The organism is Saccharopolyspora rhizosphaerae, from assembly GCF_003931915.1.
In the GTDB taxonomy this organism is placed as follows: Bacteria; Actinomycetota; Actinomycetes; order Mycobacteriales; family Pseudonocardiaceae; genus Saccharopolyspora; species Saccharopolyspora rhizosphaerae.
The window spans coordinates 143,303-161,876 of record NZ_RSAA01000020.1 but is presented as its reverse complement, the minus strand read 5'-3'; the positions used below and the strand labels follow the sequence as shown (position 1 = coordinate 161,876).

The following is an 18,574-nucleotide window of genomic DNA, read 5'->3' as shown; positions in this document are numbered from 1 at the left end:
CCGCGGCCGGTGATCTCGCAGCGCCCGGTGAGCTGGCAGGGGTCCGCGCTCGGCGGTGTCGGAGCCGGAGGAGCTCACCGGCGCGGTCACGGCCCGACCTGCTTGCGGTCGGCGTCGTTCCTTTGGTGGCCTGCGCCCGCCGGCGGCGAGCTCGACCTGCGCAGCCAGCTGCCCAGCGGCTTCGGCGGCTGCTGCCGGGTGCCCGGAGCTGACCTGACGCACGGTCGGGTGGTGTGAGCCGCACGGGCACGGGGTACCTGCCTCGACGAGAGTGATGTGTCGACGTGGAGGACGTCATGGCCGAACCCCAGAGCGCACCTGCCCAGCAGCAGCAACCGCCCGGCGCCACGGAGCCGATGGAGCCCGACCCGCACGACGAGATGCGCGGCTACGTCGGAGCCGGGCACCTGTCGGGCAAGCGAGCCCTGGTGGTCGGTGGCGATTCCGGCATCGGGCGCGCGGTGAGCGTCGCCTTCGCCAAGGAAGGCGCCGACGTCGCCGTCGCCTACCTCGACCAGAGCGAGGACGCCGACGCCGAGCGCACCGCCGAGCTGGTGCGCGAGCAGGGCCGGCAGTGCCACCTGTTCCGCGGCGACGTCGCCGACGAGGACTACTGCAACCGCCTGGTCGACGACGCCGCCGCCCGGCTGGGCGGCCTGGACGTGCTGGTCAACCACGCCGGGACCCAGTTCCCCCAGGACGCGATCCAGGACATCAGCACCGAGCAGTTCACCCGGACCTTCGAGGTCAACGTCTACGCCGTGTTCTGGTTGTGCAAGGCCGCGCTGCGGCACCTGCCGGAAGGCGGCGCGATCATCAACACCGGGTCGGTCAATGGTTTGCGCGGCAACAAGTCGCTGATGGACTACTCCGCCAGCAAGGGCGCCGTGCACGTGCTGACGCAGTCCTTCGCGCAGGCGCTGGCGACCAAGGGCATCCGGATCAACTGCGTCGCGCCCGGTCCGGTGTGGACGCCGCTGATCCCGTCCACCTTCGGCGAGGAGAAGGTGGAGGGCTTCGGCGAGCAGACCCCGATGGGGCGGATGGGGCATCCGGACGAGATCGCGCCGTCCTACGTCTTCTTCGCCTCCGACCGCTTGTCGAGCTTCTACACCGGCGAGGTGCTGGCCCCGGTCGGCGGCGAAACGCATCCGGGCTGACGAGGTTGAGCGGGCGCCGCAGCGGGTAGATCAACGGCGTGAACGGCACCCAATCCGAGGATCGGAGAGTGCGGCATGGCCGAGACGGTGGCCGACTACTTGCTGCGACGCCTGCGGACGTGGGGAGTGGACCACGTCTTCGCCTACCCGGGTGACGGCATCAACGGCATCCTCGCGGCGTGGGAGCGCGCCGACGACAACCCGCGGTTCATCCAGGCGCGGCACGAGGAGCTCTCGGCGTTCGAAGCCGTGGGGTACGCGAAGTTCTCCGGCCAGGTCGGGGTGTGCGCGGCGACCGGGGGACCGGGCGCGATCCACCTGCTCAACGGGCTCTACGACGCCAAGCTCGACCACGTGCCCGTGGTGGCGATCGTCGGGCAGCAGGCCAGCACCTCGCTCGGCGGGTCCTACCAGCAAGAGGTCGACCTGTCCTCGCTGTACAAGGACGTGGCCGAGTACCTGCAGGTGGTCACCACGCCGCAGCAGCTGCCCAACGCGCTCGATCGCGCGATGCGCACCGCCTACGCGCGGCGGACGGTCGCGGCGCTGATCGTGCCCGGTGACGTGCAGGAGGCGGAGTACTCGCCCCCGACGCACGACTTCAAGATGGTGCCCTCCAGCGTGGGCATCTCCGAGGCCGTGACCGTGCCGGCCGAGGAGGACCTCGAGCACGCCGCGGAGGTGCTCAACTCCGGCGAGCGGGTCGCCATCATGGTCGGCCAGGGCGCGCGCAGCGCCGCACGCGAGGTCACCGAGGTGGCCGACGCGCTCGGCGCCGGTGTGGCGAAGGCCTTGCTGGGCAAGGACGTGCTGCCCGACGACCTGCCGTGGGTGACCGGTGCGTCCGGGCTGCTGGGCACGAGACCGTCGTGGGAGCTGATGCGCGACTGCGACACGCTGCTCATGATCGGCGCGAGCTTCCCCTACAGCCAGTACCTGCCCGAGTACGACCAGGCCAGAGCGGTGCAGATCGACATCGACCCGATGATGATCGGCATGCGCTACCCGTTCGAGGTGAACCTGCTCGGTGACGCCAAGGCCACCCTGCAGACGCTGCTGCCGCGGTTGCAGCGCAAGGACGACCGGAGCTGGCGGGAGAAGGTCGAATCCGGCGTGCGGGACTGGTGGGAGCTGATGGATCGCCGCGCCCACGTCGACGCCGACCCGGTCAACCCCGAGCGGGTGTTCCACGAGCTCTCGCCGCAGCTGCCCGAGGACGCCATCATCACCGCCGACTCCGGTTCGGCGGCCAACTGGTACGCGCGGCACCTGAAGGTGCGGGAGGGGATGCGCTGCTCGCTGTCGGGCACGCTGGCCACCATGGGCCCCGGTGCGCCCTACGCCACCGGCGCGAAGTTCGCGCACCCGGACCGCCCGGTGATCGCGGTGGTCGGGGACGGCGCGATGCAGATGAACGGCATCAACGAGCTGATCACGATCGGTGAGCACTGGCGGGAGTGGTCGGATCCGCGGCTGGTCGTCGGTGTGCTCAACAACCGCGACCTCAACCAGGTGACCTGGGAGCTGCGGGCGATGGGTGGTGCGCCGCAATTCGTCCCCTCGCAACGGCTTCCGGACTTCGACTACGCGGCCTTCGCGCGCAGCACGGGGATGCGCGGCATCAAGGTCGAAGACCCGGGCGACGTCGCCGATGCCTGGCGCGAGGCGTTGGAGAGCCGGCAGCCGTGCCTGGTGGAGTTCGTCACCGACCCGACCGTGCCGCCGATCCCGCCGCAGGCCGACTGGAGCCAGGTGGAGTCGATGGCGTCGGCGATGCTCAAGGGCGATCCGGAGGCGTGGTCGGTGGTCAAGGAAGGTGTGAAGGCCAAGGCCCAGGACTTCATGCCCAAGCGTCACTGATCCAGCAGCGAAGCGTGCAGCTCGCGCGCCACGGCGTCGAGCAGGGCTGGGCCGGTGCCCGCCGCGTCGCGGACCTCCGCGGCTCGGCGGGCACCGGCGTCGGAACGGCACCAGTCCCACCAGTGGTCCAGTTCCTCGCGCGACAGCGAGCCGGGGCCGAGCACCGCGGGCCAGTCGTGCGCCTGCGCCTGCGCGGTGACCTTGCCGCCACCGGTGACCGGGTCCACCGCGATCGCCGGCACTCCTTCGGACAGGGCGAACACCAAGCCGTGCAGTCGCGTGGTGACGACGAGGTCGGTGCGCGCGATGAGAGACGCGAACGCTTCGGGTGTGGCGCAGTGGCGCCAGTCGTCGTGGGCGAGTCGGGTGTCCAGCGGGACGCGAGCGGCGTCCAGGCCGGACAGCCAGTGCTGCAGGAGGTCGTGCGCCTGCTCGTGCCGGGCGCTGTCGCCGTACTCGGGTTGGTCTGGTGCGAGAACCGCGCCCAGGACCGGCACTTCGCGGTGCCGCAGGCCCGCCGCGAGGTCTCGGGAACTCCGCAGGCCCGGGCCGTCTCGGGGCAGGAGGCGGTGAAAACATCTGGCAGCGGGCGATTCCGGATCGACGACCGAGACACCGACGGCGATGCGCGTGCACTCGAAGAACCGGTGGTGCAGGTCCTCCACCTGCCAGCCGTGCACCGGACCGCAGCAGAAGAGCAGGTGCGTGTAGTCGGACGGGTCGACGTCGTCGAAGTGCGTGGAGCCGGGGGCGAAACCGGGGCTCCAGACGACGTCGTGCTCGATGCCGTCGTCGGCGAGCCGGGCGGCGACCCGCTGCAGGCTCGCCACGTCTCCCGCGGTGGCTTCCCCGTGCAGGAAGCTCGCCCAGCCGGTCACCACCACCCGCATCGAACCCCCCGGGCAGAAGAGGGCGCCCCGGGTGGTCATCCCGGGGCGCCACGCTCAATCCTTCTGGTGGTTGCCTGACTGGGGCGGCACGCGCGGACCCGTGTCCAGCAGGGAGTTCGCCCTGCCGGAAGACTCCTCGTGGGCGTTCGCCTCGTTCTTCGGCTTCACCGGGTTGTGCTGCGCGATGCCGTCGCGCACGCGCTTGGTCAGTTGGCGGATCCGGTCACCGGCCATGGTGATCAGCTCCTCTCAGCCGCTCTCCTGCAGCCGCTGGAGCAGCATCTGCTTGCCCTGCTCCCCGGCCTTGACGTTGTTCTCCTGGATCCGGTGCAGCCACTTGGCGAGCTCCTCGTCGCCCTGCGCTTCGGCATCCTTGACGTACTGGTCCAGCATCCAGGCGTGGTGCAACGACAACTGCAACACGGTGATGAGGTTGTAGTTCTTGTCCTTCACCGGGCTGTCGGGTTCGCCGGCCATGGAGTTCCTCCCGTCGTCACGGATGTTTCCGTTCGCACCACTGGGGTTGGCAGCCACGACCATGGTCAAACTCGCTGCAGCGGGTGGATTTCCCACGCGGTCGAGCGACCACCCGGCGCTCACGCTTCGTGGTCAGTATGGGGCTTGTACGTGCGAATCACCTGGTAGAGGGACGTACTTCTTGAGAGGCCGGGCACAAAACGTGTCGATCTCGGCGAACCGGCTGGCACCGTCGTGACGGTTTCCCACGACGGCTCCCGACCGTCCGGAGATCGACCGTTCGCCCTCGCCGAAAGGAAATCCACGTGCGCGAAGCCGTGGCCCCGATGTTCCGCGCGCTCCGGCATCCCAACTACCGCCGCTGGGCGGTGGCCGACTTCGTCTCCGTCACCGGGGCGTGGATGCAGAACCTCGCGCTGAACTGGTTCGTGCTCACCAAGACCGGTTCTCCCGGACTGCTCGGGCTCTCCCTGCTCTTCCAACTGCTCCCCGGTGTGCTGCTGGGTTCGGTGGCCGGAGCGGTGGCCGACCGGTTCCCCACCAAGCGCGTGCTCCTGATCACCCAGGCGCTGCACGGGGTGATCGCACTGGTGCTCGCCGGCGTGGCCTGGGTCGACGGCCCGCTGCCCGCGGTCTACGCGCTGGCGCTCATCGGCGGGGTCGTCACCGTGTTCGACGCCCCCGCGCTCGGCCGGTTCGGGTCGCAGCTGGTGCCACGCGAAGACCTGAGCAACGCGCTGGGCCTGGGTTCGATCCTGAGCTCGGGCGGACGGATCCTCGGCATGGGTCTGGCCGGGGCGATGGTGGCCGTCACCGGCGTGCCGCTGCTGCTCGCGATCAACGCGCTCAGCTTCGGCGCGGTGCTCGTGGCGATCAGCAAGGTGCGCCGCAAGGGCATGTTCGAACTCGCCAAGAGCACGGCGGAGCGCACCGGTGTCAAGGCGGGCATCCGGTACGTGCTCGGCCACCGGCCCCTGGTGCTGATGTTCCTGCTCGGCTTCGTGCTGTCCTGCCTGGGCCGCAACTACCAGGTCACGATGGCGGCGATGAGCAACGGCCCGCTCGCGGCCGGTCCCGAGGGCTACGGCCTGCTGTCGGTCCTGTTCTCGGCGGGCACCGTGCTCGGCGGGTTCGTGGCCGCCGCCTGCAAGAACCTCACGTTGCGGCTGATCCTGTGGACGGCGCTGGGCACCAGCGTCCTGCAGTTCTTCAGCGGCGCCACGCCCACCCTGTGGAGCTTCGCGGCACTGCTGATCCCGATCGCCATTGGTGCGGTCGTCCTCGACACCGCCACCAGCACCCGGATCCAGCTCGACACCGACGAGGACATGCGCGGCCGGGTCCTGGCCGCCAAGGGCATCGTGACCGCCGCGTCCGGCGCCGTGGGCGGCCCGCTGCTGGGCTGGCTGTCGGAGTTCGCCGGACCCGGGCCCGCGCTGGAGATCGCCGGTGTGGCCACGGTCGTGGCCACCGCCGTGACCTGGTGGCTGTTCGCCCGCTCCCCGCAGCGCCGCGCCATGCCCGCCGAGCAGCGCTGGGCGCGGCTGGCCGGGGTGCACCCCGCGACCCCGCAGCCGACGCACCCGCGGGTGCCTGCCAGGGCCACCACGCGCCCGGACCGGGGGACGAGGTGGACGAGGCCGGGTCAGCGGCTCACCGGCGGCCGTCGCCGGGCCGTGCGCGAGCGCGAGCCTCAGCCCACGTAACGGCGGGCGGGGGAGCGGCGCTGCGGTTCCTCGAGGAGCCGCAGCCCGCGTTCGACCTCGGCGGGCACGACGCGGCGCTCCCGCAGCACCCAAGGCCACATGCGCGCGGCCTCCAGCGCCGCAGCGGCCGTGCACCGGTCCTTCGGAGCCGACCCCAGCACCTGGCCGCTGCGGCGCAGAGCGCTGCCCACCGGCCGCCGCAGCCACGTCGTGAGCAGCGTGTTGCGGATGCCGAGGGCCCTGCGCCTGCGCGCGTCCCTCGCCCGGGACGGCGCGTGGTGGATCACCACGTCCTGCGCCCAGCACAACCACCACCCCCGGGCGACCAGGTCCAGCGCCAGCAACTCCTCCTCCCCGCCCAGCCACAACCGCTCGGAGAACCCGCCGACCTCGCGGAAGGCGCTGACGCGGAACGTGGTGAGCCCCGCCATCACGCTCAGCAGCGCGGGGCCGGGCAGCCAGTGCGGCGCGGGCACCGGCGAGGTGCGCAGCTCCGGGGTGAGCGGGTCCTCGACCAGGTCGGGCTCGACCAGGCAGCGGCCCATCACCGCCCCGATGTCGGGGTGGCGGTCGAGCAGCTCGCTGGCCCGCAGCAGCGAACCCGGCTGCCACCGGGTGTCGTCGTCGCAGAAGCTCACGTGCTGCGTGCGGACCCGCTCCACGGCGGCGTTGCGGGCGGAAGCCCCGAGGTTGCGCTCCTGCACCAGGAGCTCGACCTGCGGGAAGTGCTCCCGCACGGCCGAGGCCGTTCCGTCGCGGGAGGCGTTGTCGACCACGATGACCGGCGCCGCGTCGGGCAACGCGGTCATGTGGTCGAGGGTGCGCAGCAACTCCTCGCGGCGTTCGTGCGTCGCGATGACCACTGTGGTCCCGAACACGGTCACCTCCTCGCCAAGGCGTGCAGGTTGCGCCGCACCACGTCCTCGTCGGCCTCGTCGAACGCGCGCGAGCGGTGCGCGTAGAGGCTCAGCGCCCCGGACGGGAACGCCGGTTCGAGCGGCACGATCAGCAGGCTGTGCAGCCGCAGTTCCCGGGCGCGGCGGGCGAAGTCGGTCCAGTAGGTCCGGATCTCGTGGAGGTCGGCGAGCACCGCCCGCTGCGAAGCCGCGACCTCCACGCTCGGCCCTCGGCCGAGCAGCAGCTGCTCGGCCTCCAACGCCCGAGCCCGCTCGTCGGTGTGGGCCAGCACCGCCGCCACCGGCGCGGTCGTGCCGAGCACCGCCATGTCCGCGCGCGGGACGCGTCGCAGCAGTTCGGAGAGCCGCGTGATCGCCGGCGAGGTCCGGGAGGTCGTCATGACGTCTGGGACTCCACAGTGGTCAGTTCTCGTTCCACCTGTTCGGGGAGGCGCCGGCGGCGTCGCAGCGCGACCGGCAGGCGCCGCAGCGCCCCGGCCGTGGCACGGCGGGACCGCCGCAGGGCGTGCAGCGTCTCGGTCACCGCGGCCGGGGGAGACCGGCGCATCCACGCGATGATGACGTTGTTGCGCAGCTCCAGCGCTTCCCGCTCCGCACGGCTCATCCGCGCGGGGGACGGGTGGTGGTGCGCGACGACGTCGTCAGCGTAGACGAGGTCCCAGCCCGCGGCCGCCAGGTCGCACGCGAGCAGCTTCTCCTCCGCTCCGAAGAACAGCACCGGGTCGAACCCGCCGGCCTCCTGGAACGCGCGACGCCGGACGACGGCCGCGCACGCGGTGAAGCCCAGCACGCGCGGACCGGGCAGCCCGGGTGAACCGAGCAGCGGTGAGCGCGCCATGAGGTCGTTGACCGGGTCGAGCCTGTCCTGCGTCCCGACCAAGGTCTTCGCGGCGATGAGCCCGATGCCGGGGTGCGTGGCGAAGAGGTGTTCGGCGCGTGGCAAGGCGTCCTGCTCCCACCACGAGTCGTCGTCGCTGAAGGCCACGTACTCCGCCCGGCTGCTCAGCACGCCGAGGTTGCGCGCCGCGGCCCCGAGGTTGTGCGGGGCGCGGATCAGCTCCACCTGCGGGTGGAGCCGTTCGACCGCCTCGGCGGTGCCGTCGGTGGAGGCGTTGTCGACCACCACGACGCGGGGACGCGGGCGCAGCGCGAGCAGGTTCTGCGCGGTGCGGAGCAGTTCGTCGCGCCGGTTGCGCGTCGCGATCACCACGTCGGTGTTGATTCGACCGTCCATTCGGCACTCCCCGGGGACCGGCGTTCACGTTCCTGCGGATACCCGCAACCTGCGGGGAAAACCCGCAGTCGCTCGCTCAGAGTCAAGGACTGGTGCCGAACGGCGCTGTGCGCAGGACTTCCGGGAGCGCAGGTGTAGGAGAGCCGCTTCGCTGGGTAGCGGTGTGAAGGGAGTTCCTCGCGAACGGCGAGCGCTCCGAACAGCAGCACGAAGCGCGGGAGGCGTAGCTGTGCTCGTTCCAGGACCACACGCGACACCCGTTCTCGCCCGCCGCTCGCGAGTTCGTGCCAGGAGTGCGTCGTGAACGGGCGGGTGCTCGTGGTGCGCCAGGACAACCTCGGCGACGTGCTGCTGGCCGGTCCGGCCGTGCGCGCCGTGGCCGCGCACGCCGACTCCGTCGTCATGCTGGCCGGCCCGCGCGGTGCGGCCGCGGCCGACCTGCTGCCCGGGGTGGACCGCGTCGTCACCCGGTGCGCGCCCTGGATCGACCCCGAACCGCCACCGGTCCGCGAAGCGGCGATGCACGAACTTGTCCAGACCTTCCGCGGGATCGGCGCCGGGACGGCGGTGGTGTTCACCTCGTTCCACCAGTCCGCGCTGCCGCTGGCGCTGCTGCTGCGGATGGCCGGCGTGGAGCGGATCGCGGCGATCAGCGACGACTACCCGGGGTCCCTGCTCGACGTCCGGCACCGGGTCGAGGGTGACCCGCCTGAACCCGAACGCGCGCTGTCGCTGGCCCGCGCCGCCGGTTTCCACCTGCCCGCCGGCGACGACGGGCGGCTCGCGGTGCGCCGCCCGCTGCCCGACGTCACCGCCCTCGTCGGCGAACCGGGCTACGTCGTGGTGCACCCGGCGGCCTCGGTCCCCGCCCGCGAGTGGCCGATGTTCCGCTGCCGCGAGGCGGTGGCGGAGCTGGCCGCCTCCGGGCGCCGGGTCGTGGTCACCGGCGCACCGGCCGAGAAGGAGCTGACCGCCCACGTGGCCGGGCACGACGGGATCGACCTGGGAGGGCGCACGACCCTGCCGGAGCTGGCCGCGGTCCTCGACGGCGCGTCCGCCGTCGTCGCGCCCAACACCGGGCCCGCGCACCTGGCCGCCGCGGTGGGCACGCCCGTGGTCTCGCTGTTCGCGCCCGTGGTCAGCGCGGCCCGCTGGGCGCCCTACGGGGTGCCGCGCGTGGTGCTGGGCGAACAGCTCGCCCCGTGCCGCGGCACCCGCGCGCGGACCTGCCCGGTTCCCGGGCACCCGTGCCTGACGTTGGTGACGCCGCAGGAGGTCGTCGCCGCGGTCGGGGAGGTGACGTCGTGAGCGGTCCCGGCAACGCCCGTGAGGGCCTGCGGATCCTGGTGTGGCACCGGCACGGGTCGTGGACCACGTCGTTCGTGCACGGCCCGCACACCTACCTGCTCCCGGTGACCGACGACCGGGGCCCGGACGGGCGGGGCCGCTCGCAGACCGTCCCGTGGCCGGACAACGCCGTGGAGGTCGACCCGGCCACGTTGCGCGACGAGCAGATCGACGTCGTGGTGCTGCAACGCCCCCACGAGCTCGAACTCACCCACGCGTGGACCGGCCGCCGGCCCGGGATCGACGTGCCGGCCGTCTACGTCGAGCACGACGCACCGCGCGGACCCGCCTGGCCCGACCGGCACCCGGTGGCCGACCGCGAGGACATCCCGATCGCCCACGTCACCCACTTCAACCAGGTGTGGTGGGACAACGGGCGCGCCCCGAACACCGTCGTCGAACACGGCGTCGTCGACCCCGGCCACCGCTGGACCGGAACCGTGCCGCACGCCGGAGTCGTGGTGAACGAACCGGTGCGGCGCAGCCACATCGCCGGGACCGACCTGCTGCCCCGGCTGAGCCGGGGGGCGCCGCTGGACGTGTTCGGCATGCAGGTCGCCGCACTCCCGGACCGCCTGGGCTGCGACCGGATCACCCCGCACGAAGACCTGCCGCAACCGAAGATGCACGCCGAACTGGCCGCGCGCCGCGTCTACCTGCACCCCTACCGGTGGACCTCGCTCGGGTTGGCGCTGCTGGAAGCCATGCACCTGGGCATGCCGGTCGTGGCCGTCGCGGCCACCGAAGTCGGAGAGGCCGTGCCGCCGGAGGCCGGGGTCATCTCGACCCGGGTCGACACGCTCGTCGACGCGGTCAGGACCTTCACCGCCGACCCGGACCGGGCGCGGGCGGCGGGTGACGCGGCCCGCGAAGCGGTGCTGCGGAGGTACTCGCTGGACAGGTTCCTGGCCGACTGGAACGCGCTCCTGTCCGAAGTGGACCGGTGAACCGAGGAGGTCGACGTGAAGCTCGTCATCGTGGGTGACGCCCTGCTGGACCTGGACCTGACCGGGAGCGCGACGCGGCTGTGCCCGGACGCCCCGGTGCCGGTGGTCGACGTCGAGGCGCGACGGGGCAGGCCCGGTGGAGCCGCGCTGGCCGCCGTGCTCGCCGCCGGCCAGGGCGTCGAGGTGACCCTGATCAGCGGTCGCGGCGCCGATCCCGCGGGCTACGAGCTCGACCGCCTGCTGCCGGCGGGGATCCGCGCGGTCGACCTGCCCTTCACCGGAGGCACGCCCAGCAAGACCCGGGTGCGGGCGGGCGGCCAGTCGGTGGTGCGCCTGGACTCCGGCGCGGGTTTCGTGCCCGACGTGGCCCCGGGCCCGTCGGTCGTGCGGGAGCTGCGCAGCGCCGACGCCGTGCTCGTCGCCGACTACGGGCGCGGCGCGACCGCCAACTCCCGGCTGCGCCACGAGCTGTCCCGCTTGCCTCCCGGCACCCCGCTGGTGTGGGACCCGCACCCGCGCGGAGCCCCGCCGGTGGCCCGGGCGGACCTGGTGGTGCCCAACGAGTCCGAAGCGACCCTCTTCAGCGGCATCACCGCGCAACCGGCGGGCGCGATGGCCCTGTGGCGGGAGTGGGAGTGCGGCGCGGTGGCGGTGACCAGAGGGGAGCGCGGAGCCGCGCTGGCGCCCAGCGGCGAGCTGATCGCCGCACCGGCGCTCGACGGGGCGGTCGACACCTGCGGCGCGGGAGACGGTTTCGCCGTGGCCGTCGTCCTGGCGCTGGCGCGCGGGGAGTCCACGTCGGACGCGGTCACCGACGCTGTCCTGGCGGCCACCCGCTTCGTCGCCTCCGGGGGTGCCGGTGCCTGGACCGCGAGCGAACAACCCGCCGCCGCGACCGGTCTGGACGTCGTCCACCGCGTGCGAGAGCGCGGCGGCAGGCTCGTCGCCGCGGGCGGCTGTTTCGACCTGCTGCACCCGGGCCACGTCAACCTGCTCAACCAAGCCCGGGGCCTCGGTGACGCGCTGGTCGTGTGCCTCAACTCCGACGCCTCGGTGCGCAGGCTCAAGGGTCCGCCGAGACCGCTGGTGGGCGTCGAGGACCGCAAGTGCCTGCTGGAAGCGCTCGGGTCCGTCGACGCCGTCGCGGTCTTCGAGGAGACGACGCCGTGCAGGTTGCTGGCCGAGCTGCGGCCCGACGTGTGGGTCAAGGGCGGCGACTACGAACCGTCCCGGATGCCCGAGGCGCGCATCGTCGAGCAGTTCGGCGGCGAGGTCGTCCGGGTGCCGCTCACCGACGGCTACTCGACCACGCGGATGTTGCGAAAAATGCTGGAACTGGACGTGAATCGGGAGGACCTCCATGAACGAGCCGGGTAATGTGGTGATCACCGGAGGCGCTTCGGGTCTCGGTGCGGCGGTCGTCGACGCGGTGACCGCGGCAGGCGGGACGGCGCTGGTGCTCGACCGGGAGGCGCCCTCGGCGCCGGTGAAGCACGTCCAGGTCGACCTGGCGAACCGCCGGGAGGCCGAGCAGGCGGTGCGCGAGGTGGCCGACACCGCAGGAGGCCTCGACGGGGTGTTCACCGCTGCGGGCGTCGACTCCTGCGGTTCCCTGGGTTCGGTCCCGGCCGAGGACTGGGAACGCGTGGTGGAGGTCAACCTGCTGGGCACCGCCGCCGTCGTGCGCGCCGCGCTGCCCTACCTGGAGCGGAGCCGCGGCACGGTGGTCACCTGCTCGTCCACGCTGGGGCTCAAGGGCGTGCCGGACGCGACCGCCTACTGCGCCTCGAAGTTCGGCGTCGTCGGTTTCTCCCGCGCTCTGGCCGCCGAGCTCAGCGGTCGCGTCGGCGTGACGACGCTGGTGCCCGGCGGGATGTGGACCTCCTTCTTCGACGGCAGGCCCGAGCAGTACCGGCCCCCGCAGGACGCCAAGCTCAACCGGCCCGAGCACGTTGCCGAGGCGGTGCTGTTCGCGCTGCGGCAACCGGCCGGCTGCGAGGTCCGGGAGCTCGTCGTCTGCCACTCCGAGGAGTCGTCATGGCCGTGAGGCAGCCGCGCGCGAGGGTGTTCGGCGAGGGTCTGACGGCGGTCGCGGTCGCCACCGGACTGGCCTGGTGCGGGGTCCGGGTGAGCTGCGCGCGCCCGGACCGGGCTGTGGTGGAGCACGAACCGTGGCTGCCGGAGGTGCTGCGGTGCCTGCACCGCAGCGGCACGTTGAGCTACGGCGAGCTCGCCGCCCCGGACGCCGTGTTCGTCTGCGGCGCAGATCAGGTCAGGGCCCCGGCGGGCAGCGCGGTGATCAACTGCGTGCTGCCACCGTGGGAATCCACCCGGGACCTCCAGAAGGCGCTGGGCAGACCGGTGGTGAGCAACCCGCAGCAGCTCCGGGAAGGGTCGGCGCTGGAGGACTTCCTGGGCGCGGGCTGCCAGGTGCTCGGCGCCGACGACGCCGAGTCGCTGGTGCCCGCCGACGTGGTCCTCTCCTGGGTTCCCGTCCCGCCGCTGCACTGCGACGTCGACAGCGCCGACCTGGTGCCGCACGCGATCGACGGACTGCTCGCCGTGGAGCGCGAGTTCTTCGACGAGCTCACCGAGCTGTGCCGCGCGGTCGGGGCGGACGAGGCCCGGGTGGTCGAGTGCGTCCGCGCCGACCCGCGGATCGGCCCGGACCCGGCCCGTGACGCCGAACAGCACCCGCAGCCGCGGTGGCGCGATCCCGCGCGGCTGTTCGAAGCGCACCCGCCGCCGGTGCTCGCGGAGCTCGGAACCTTGCGCTGAGCAGCGTTGTCGAGGAGGCCCGATGGACTCGGCACGGATCGTCGTGGTCGGCTGCGGTTACGTCGGCCTCACCACGGGTGCCTGCCTCGCGCGGCTGGGCCACGACGTGACCTGCGGTGACGTCGACGGCGAGAAGATCTCCCGGCTGCGCCGCGGTGAGGTGGACCTCCGCGAGCCCGGTCTCGGCGAGCTGCTCGCGGAAGGCGTTGCGGCGGGCCGGTTGCGGTTCACCGAGGACAGCGCCCAGCCGGTCACCGGTGCCGAGTTCGTCTTCCTGTGCCTGCCCACGCCGAGGGGGGTCGAAGGCGAGGCCGACCTCAGCGCCGTCGACTCGGTCGTCGGTGACATCCGTGCCCTGCTGCCGCCCGGGGCGGTGGTCGTCGCCAAGTCGACCGTGCCGGTGGGCACCGCGAGACGGCTCGCCCGGTCGTTGGCGCGCGAGGACGTCGCGGTGGTCAGCAACCCCGAGTTCCTGCGCGAGGGACGGGCCGTCGAGGACTTCCTCCACCCCGACCGCATCGTCGTCGGGGCCGACGACCAGCGGGCCGCCGAGCGCGTCGCCGGCCTCTACGCTTCGGTCCAGGCTCGGGCTGAGCTGGTCGACTCGGTCAGCGCCGAGGTCGTCAAGTACGCCTCCAACGGCTACCTGGCCACCAAGCTCTCCTACGTCAACGACCTCGCCGAGCTCTGCGAGCACACCGGCGCGGACGTCGAGGCCGTCACCGAAGGCATGAAGCGCGACCACCGCGTGGCGCCGTCGTTCTTGAGCGCTGGGCCGGGCTGGGGCGGCTCGTGCCTGCCCAAGGACACCGCGGCCCTGCTGCACACCGCCGCCTCCCACGGGGTGGAGATGCCGCTGCTGCGCGCGGCGATCCGGGCGAACGGGCACCACCAGGCCCGCGTCGCCGACAAGGTCGTCGAGTGCTGCGGCGGTGACGTCTCCGGAGCTCGGGTGGGCTTGCTGGGGTTGACGTTCAAGGCGCACACCGGCGACCTGCGCGACTCGCCCGCGCTCGCGGTCGCCCGCCTGCTCGCCGAGCGGGGCGCGCAGCTGCGCGGATACGACCCCGCCTGCGCGGAGAGGGTGGCGGTGGAGGGGGTGCGCTGCGTCGCCGATCCCCGCCTGGCCGCCGAGAACGCCGACGTCCTGGTGCTGCTGACCGACTGGCCGGAGTTCGCGGAGCTGGACTGGGAGCAGGTCGCCGCGGTGATTCGGACGCCGGTGCTCGTCGACGCCCGCAACCAGGTCGACCCGCGCGAGGTCGCCCGCGCGGGGTTCGCCTGGCGGGGGACCGGCCGCAGCCTGCGGTGAGCGCTCAGCTCTCGGCCGCCTCGCGCAACGCCGGGAGCAGCCTCTCGCGTGCGAAGCCGAAGAAGCCGTTGGGGTTCTCGTCGACGCCGACCTGCACCAGCGCGATGTCGGTGAAACCGGCTTCCCAGTACGCCGACATCGACTTCACGATCGGCTCCACGTCCGGTCCGCAGGGGATGCCCGCGCTGACGTCCTCGACGCGCACGTGCTGGGTCGCCGCGGCGAACGCGGCCGTGCCGGGCAGTTCGGCGTTGACCTTCCACCCGCCGGCGAACCAGCGCATCTTCGACCACGCGCGCTGCGCGCCGGCCTCCGCGGAGGGGTCCCAGCTGATCGGCTGCTGACCGTACTTGCGCTGACCACCACCGGTCGCGGAGTCCCAGCTCTGGCACAGCCGGGCCTCCGGCTGGACCGCGATCATCGCGTCCGCCAGCGGTGCGCACTCCTCGATCGACTGCTCGCCCGAGACCGCGGTGGCGATCGGCACCCGCTGCTCCGGCAGGTCCCACAACGTGGCCGAGTCCACGCGGTAGTGGTCTCCGGCGAAGTTGACGTAGCCCCCCTCGAACAGCGCCGAGATGATCCGCAGCGCCTCACCCAGCATCTCGTGCCGCACGTTCACCGGGGGCCAGCCGCGGCCGACGACGTGCTCGTTGAGGTTCTCCCCGGCGCCGACGCCGAGCGTGAACCGGTTGTCGGACAGCAGGTCCACCGTGGCGGCCTTCTGCGCGACGACCGCCGGGTGGTACCGCATGATCGGGGCGGTCACGAAGCTCATCAGGTCCATGCGCTCGGTGGCCTGGGCGACCGCGCCCAGCACGCTCCACGCGTAGGGGGAGTGCCCCTGCGCGTCCAGCCACGGCGAGTAGTGGTCGCTCATCACCGCGAAGTCGAAACCGGCCCGCTCGGCCGCGCACGCCTGCTTGACGAGCTCGCGGGGACCCGACTGCTCCGTCATCAGCGTGTAGCCGAACCGCACCATGCTGCGCACCTCCACCGCAGTCGTTCGTGGGAAATCCCTGTTCGGCGAGTAGCCGCTGGGTCACGAAGCGAAACGTGCGCTGATCGTGCATGGCCGGAACGGTGGACGGGTAGTGCAACGGGTGGCGCCTGGGACCCGCCGTGACAACAGCGAGGAGGACATGTGCGCGAGGTGAGCGAACTACCGCTCGAGACCAAGCAGGAGGAGATCTGGATCCCGCTGTCCGACGGGACGCGGCTGTCCGGTCGCCTGTGGCGGCCGGTGAGCTCGGACACCGAGCCGGTTCCGGCGGTGCTGGAGCTCATCCCGTACCGGCTGCGCGATCTCACCTCCATCCGCGACTCGATCCACCACCCCTACATGGCCGGGCACGGTTACGCCTGCGCCCGGGTGGACCTGCGGGGCAGTGGTGAATCCGACGGAGTGCTCACCGACGAGTACCTGGAACAGGAGTTCTGCGACGCCGAAGACGTGCTGGCCTGGCTGGCCGCGCAACCGTGGTGCAGCGGCAGCACCGGCATGATGGGCATCTCCTGGGGCGGTTTCAACGCCCTGCAGGTCGCCGCCCGGCGGCCGGAGAGCCTCGGCGCGATCGCCGCGGTGTGCAGCGCCGACGACCGCTACGCCGACGACGTCCACTACATGGGCGGCTGCCTGCTCAGCGACAACCTGTCGTGGGCGAGCACGATGTTCGCCTACAACTCCTGCCCGCCCGACCCGGCCGTGGTCGGTGACCGCTGGGAGGAGATGTGGCGTCAGCGCCTGGACGAGAGCGGTCTGTGGCTGGACACCTGGTTGCAGCACCAGCGTCGGGACGACTACTGGCGGCACGGGTCGATCTGCGAGGACTTCTCCGACGTCACCTGCCCGGTGCTCGCGGTGAGCGGCTGGGCGGACGGCTACTCCAACGCGGTGTACCGCCTGATGGAGAACCTCGACGTGCCGCGCCGCGGCCTGATCGGGCCGTGGTCGCACAAGTACCCGCACCTGGGCAAACCGGGGCCGGCCATCGGGTTCCTGCAGGAGCTCGTGCGCTGGTGGGACCGTTGGCTCAAGGACGTCGACAACGGCGTGATGGACGGGCCGATGCTGTGCACCTGGATGCAGGAGAGCATGCCGCCCTCCACGAGCTACGAGGACCGGCCCGGTCGCTGGGTGGGTGAACCGTCCTGGCCCTCCCCGCACGTCCACCGCACCCGGTTCCCGTTGGCGCAGAACACGATCGGGCGGCCGGGGGAGGAGCACCCGAGCCCGCCGCTGACGTTGTGCTCACCGCTGTCGGTCGGCCAGTACGGCGGCAAGTGGTGCTCCTACAACGCACCGCCGGACCTGCCCTACGACCAGCGCGAGGAGGACGGCGGCTCGCTGGTCTTCGACACCGAGCCGCTGCGCGAGCGCTCCGAGATCCTCGGCGGTCCGCTGCTGGACGTCTGCGTCGAGGTCGACCGCCCGGTGGCGATGCTGGCCGCGCGGTTGTCCGACGTCAGCCCGGAGGGCCAGGCCACGCGCGTGACCTACGGGCTGCTCAACCTCACCCACCGCGACGGGCACGGTGAGCCGGAACCCCTGGAACCCGGCAAGCGGTACCAGGTCCAGCTGCGGCTCAACGGTGCCGCGCAGGCCTTCCCGGAAGGACACCGGATCCGGCTGGCACTGTCCACCTCGTACTGGCCGCTGGCGTGGCCACCGCCCGAGCCGGTGCGGTTGACGGTGCACCCGTCCCAGAGCCAGCTGGAACTGCCGCTGCGCCCGCCGGAGGAGGCCGACGAGCTGCCGACGCCCCTGTTCGGCGAACCCGAAGGCGCACCGCCGATCTCGGCGAAGCAGATCACCCCGGGGGAGCAGCGCTGGCAGGTGAGCCGCGACCTGGCCGACTACCGGTCGTCGCTGGAAGTCGTCAAGGACCTGGGCCTGGTGCACTTCGAGGAGAACGAACTCGACTGCCGCAGGAGAGCGGTGGAGCGCTACAGCTGGGTCGGTGAGGACTTCAACTCGGTGCGCGGCGAGACCGACTGGACGATGGGCTTCAGCCGCGGAGATTGGTCGGCGACCGCGAAGACGCGCACCACGCTCACCTCGACACCGCACGAGTTCGTGCTGCACGCCGAGCTGGACGGTTACATCGGTGAGCAGCGGGTGTTCTCCAAGAACTGGGACCGCCGCATCCCGCGCGACCACGTGTGACGCCGCGAGAACAGGGGCGGCGCCGGGAAGATCCCGGCGCCGCCCCTGCTTCGTCCTTCACCGACCGCCCTTGTGCACGTAGCCCCGGACCAAGTCCTCAGGAGACTCCTCAGGACGTCGTCGATCTCGTCCAGCAGGTCGTCGGTCTCCTCGTCGAGCTGCTCCCGCCGCTGCCTGCCGGACGTCGTGGGAGATGCGGCGGCCTCGTCGTCGTGGGGCGGTGTGCGCGGTCGTCCTCGGTGCTCCTCGCCTCCCCGATGGCCAACGGTGCTGACCGTCGGAGATGCCCGTGGTGGTGGAGGGGCCAGGATCCGCCCGCCGTCGCACCCGCGTCACCCGGAACGGGTGCGACGCCGTGGGAAGGGGGTCATGCAGCCGTGCCTGCCCCCGCCGACTTGCGGGTGTGGCCGAGCAGCACGCGGCGTTCCTGCTCGCCGAGCCCGCCCCACACGCCGTAGGGCTCCTGCGCCTGGAGCGCGTGCTCCCGGCACTGTGCGATGACCGGGCAGGTCCGGCACACGGCCTTGGCGTTGCGCTCGCGCTCGGCGCGCCGTTCGCCGCGTTCGTTGTCCGGGTGGAAGAAGTGGCTGGTGCGGAGGTCGCGGCAGGCCGCCCGCAGTTGCCAGTGCCACGCTTCACTGGTGGGCTTGGGAAGTCGAGTCGTGGCTGTCATTGTTCACCCCATCAGCGAGAAGCGTTGATCAGTCCGTCTCTGCTCGACTACCCGGAAGATCCCTCGTTCACACATCTGGGGTGCATGAATCGAGGAATAATCTTGTG

At 72.1% G+C, this 18,574-nt stretch carries 19 protein-coding genes; 10 read left to right on the top strand and 9 right to left on the bottom strand.

Annotated elements, in window-relative coordinates:
- Positions 1–296: 296 nt before the first annotated feature.
- Positions 297–1,160 carry an SDR family oxidoreductase gene (locus EIL87_RS20840; protein WP_125092263.1) on the top strand — a complete coding sequence of 288 codons (864 nt, stop codon included), beginning with the start codon at positions 297–299 and terminating at the stop codon, positions 1,158–1,160.
- A 75-nt stretch (positions 1,161–1,235) separates the two neighbouring features.
- Positions 1,236–3,020 (top strand): thiamine pyrophosphate-requiring protein, encoded by a 1,785-nt coding sequence (locus tag EIL87_RS20835; protein WP_125092262.1) that lies wholly within the window; start codon positions 1,236–1,238, stop codon positions 3,018–3,020.
- Here the strand turns inward: EIL87_RS20835 and EIL87_RS20830 are convergent.
- From EIL87_RS20830 to EIL87_RS20820, 3 genes are read right to left on the bottom strand one after another with little or no spacing between them, the layout of a single operon-like run.
- On the bottom strand, positions 3,014–3,910 hold the full coding sequence (locus EIL87_RS20830; protein WP_125092399.1) for a polysaccharide pyruvyl transferase family protein: 897 nt from the start codon (positions 3,908–3,910) through the stop codon (positions 3,014–3,016). The genes EIL87_RS20835 and EIL87_RS20830 overlap by 7 nt on opposite strands.
- Positions 3,911–3,964: 54 nt before the next feature.
- Complete coding sequence (locus EIL87_RS20825; RefSeq protein ID WP_125092261.1) at positions 3,965–4,144, bottom strand: hypothetical protein; 180 nt, start codon at positions 4,142–4,144, stop codon at positions 3,965–3,967.
- 15 nt (positions 4,145–4,159) lie between these two features.
- The gene (locus tag EIL87_RS20820) at positions 4,160–4,387 is read right to left on the bottom strand and encodes a hypothetical protein (RefSeq protein WP_125092260.1); all 228 of its coding nucleotides are present in this window, start codon (positions 4,385–4,387) and stop codon (positions 4,160–4,162) included.
- A gap of 305 nt (positions 4,388–4,692) precedes the next feature.
- Between EIL87_RS20820 and EIL87_RS20815 the strand changes: the two genes are divergently transcribed.
- Entirely contained in the window at positions 4,693–6,093 is a 1,401-nt protein-coding gene (locus tag EIL87_RS20815; protein WP_233576423.1) for an MFS transporter, read from the top strand.
- Here the strand turns inward: EIL87_RS20815 and EIL87_RS20810 are convergent.
- From EIL87_RS20810 to EIL87_RS20800, 3 genes are read right to left on the bottom strand one after another with little or no spacing between them, the layout of a single operon-like run.
- Complete coding sequence (locus tag EIL87_RS20810; protein WP_125092398.1) at positions 6,081–6,971, bottom strand: glycosyltransferase; 891 nt, start codon at positions 6,969–6,971, stop codon at positions 6,081–6,083. The two genes, EIL87_RS20815 and EIL87_RS20810, sit on opposite strands and share 13 nt — an antisense overlap.
- A 2-nt stretch (positions 6,972–6,973) precedes the next feature.
- The gene (locus tag EIL87_RS20805) at positions 6,974–7,390 is read right to left on the bottom strand and encodes a GAF domain-containing protein (protein ID WP_125092259.1); all 417 of its coding nucleotides are present in this window, start codon (positions 7,388–7,390) and stop codon (positions 6,974–6,976) included.
- The gene (locus EIL87_RS20800) at positions 7,387–8,244 is read right to left on the bottom strand and encodes a glycosyltransferase family 2 protein (RefSeq protein WP_125092258.1); all 858 of its coding nucleotides are present in this window, start codon (positions 8,242–8,244) and stop codon (positions 7,387–7,389) included. The genes EIL87_RS20805 and EIL87_RS20800 overlap by 4 nt, the downstream gene beginning before the upstream one ends.
- Positions 8,245–8,544: 300 nt before the next feature.
- Here EIL87_RS20800 and EIL87_RS20795 point away from each other — a divergent pair, with 300 nt between their 5' ends.
- The 6 genes from EIL87_RS20795 to EIL87_RS20770 are packed head-to-tail and all read left to right on the top strand — an operon-like array spanning position 8,545 to position 14,628.
- On the top strand, positions 8,545–9,552 hold the full coding sequence (locus tag EIL87_RS20795; RefSeq protein ID WP_125092257.1) for a glycosyltransferase family 9 protein: 1,008 nt from the start codon (positions 8,545–8,547) through the stop codon (positions 9,550–9,552).
- Positions 9,549–10,538, top strand: coding sequence for a glycosyltransferase (locus EIL87_RS20790; protein ID WP_233576422.1), 990 nt, complete (start codon positions 9,549–9,551; stop codon positions 10,536–10,538). Before EIL87_RS20795 ends, EIL87_RS20790 begins: the two co-directional genes overlap by 4 nt.
- A gap of 15 nt (positions 10,539–10,553) precedes the next feature.
- Positions 10,554–11,915 (top strand): PfkB family carbohydrate kinase, encoded by a 1,362-nt coding sequence (locus tag EIL87_RS20785; RefSeq protein WP_125092256.1) that lies wholly within the window; start codon positions 10,554–10,556, stop codon positions 11,913–11,915.
- Positions 11,899–12,585, top strand: a complete 687-nt coding sequence (locus tag EIL87_RS20780; protein WP_125092255.1) for an SDR family oxidoreductase — start codon at positions 11,899–11,901, stop codon at positions 12,583–12,585. The genes EIL87_RS20785 and EIL87_RS20780 overlap by 17 nt, the downstream gene beginning before the upstream one ends.
- The gene (locus tag EIL87_RS20775) at positions 12,576–13,316 is read left to right on the top strand and encodes a hypothetical protein (RefSeq protein ID WP_125092254.1); all 741 of its coding nucleotides are present in this window, start codon (positions 12,576–12,578) and stop codon (positions 13,314–13,316) included. The genes EIL87_RS20780 and EIL87_RS20775 overlap by 10 nt, the downstream gene beginning before the upstream one ends.
- 22 nt (positions 13,317–13,338) lie before the next feature.
- A complete protein-coding gene (locus EIL87_RS20770) occupies positions 13,339–14,628 on the top strand; it encodes a UDP-glucose dehydrogenase family protein (protein WP_125092253.1) in 1,290 nt (429 codons plus the stop codon).
- A gap of 4 nt (positions 14,629–14,632) precedes the next feature.
- Here EIL87_RS20770 and EIL87_RS20765 read toward each other — a convergent pair whose 3' ends face one another.
- The gene (locus EIL87_RS20765; RefSeq protein WP_199740545.1) at positions 14,633–15,607 is read right to left on the bottom strand and encodes a TIGR03557 family F420-dependent LLM class oxidoreductase; all 975 of its coding nucleotides are present in this window, start codon (positions 15,605–15,607) and stop codon (positions 14,633–14,635) included.
- Positions 15,608–15,772: 165 nt separating this feature from the next.
- On the opposite strand from EIL87_RS20765, the gene EIL87_RS20760 reads away from it, so the two are divergent.
- Complete coding sequence (locus EIL87_RS20760; protein ID WP_125092251.1) at positions 15,773–17,794, top strand: CocE/NonD family hydrolase; 2,022 nt, start codon at positions 15,773–15,775, stop codon at positions 17,792–17,794.
- Here EIL87_RS20760 and EIL87_RS28020 read toward each other — a convergent pair.
- Both EIL87_RS28020 and EIL87_RS20750 read right to left on the bottom strand, forming a co-directional pair.
- Positions 17,728–18,102: a ubiquitin-like protein Pup gene (locus tag EIL87_RS28020; RefSeq protein ID WP_456114903.1), complete on the bottom strand. Its 375-nt coding sequence runs from the start codon at positions 18,100–18,102 to the stop codon at positions 17,728–17,730. The genes EIL87_RS20760 and EIL87_RS28020 overlap by 67 nt on opposite strands.
- A 59-nt stretch (positions 18,103–18,161) precedes the next feature.
- The gene (locus tag EIL87_RS20750) at positions 18,162–18,467 is read right to left on the bottom strand and encodes a WhiB family transcriptional regulator (protein ID WP_125092250.1); all 306 of its coding nucleotides are present in this window, start codon (positions 18,465–18,467) and stop codon (positions 18,162–18,164) included.
- Positions 18,468–18,574 lie beyond the last annotated feature (107 nt).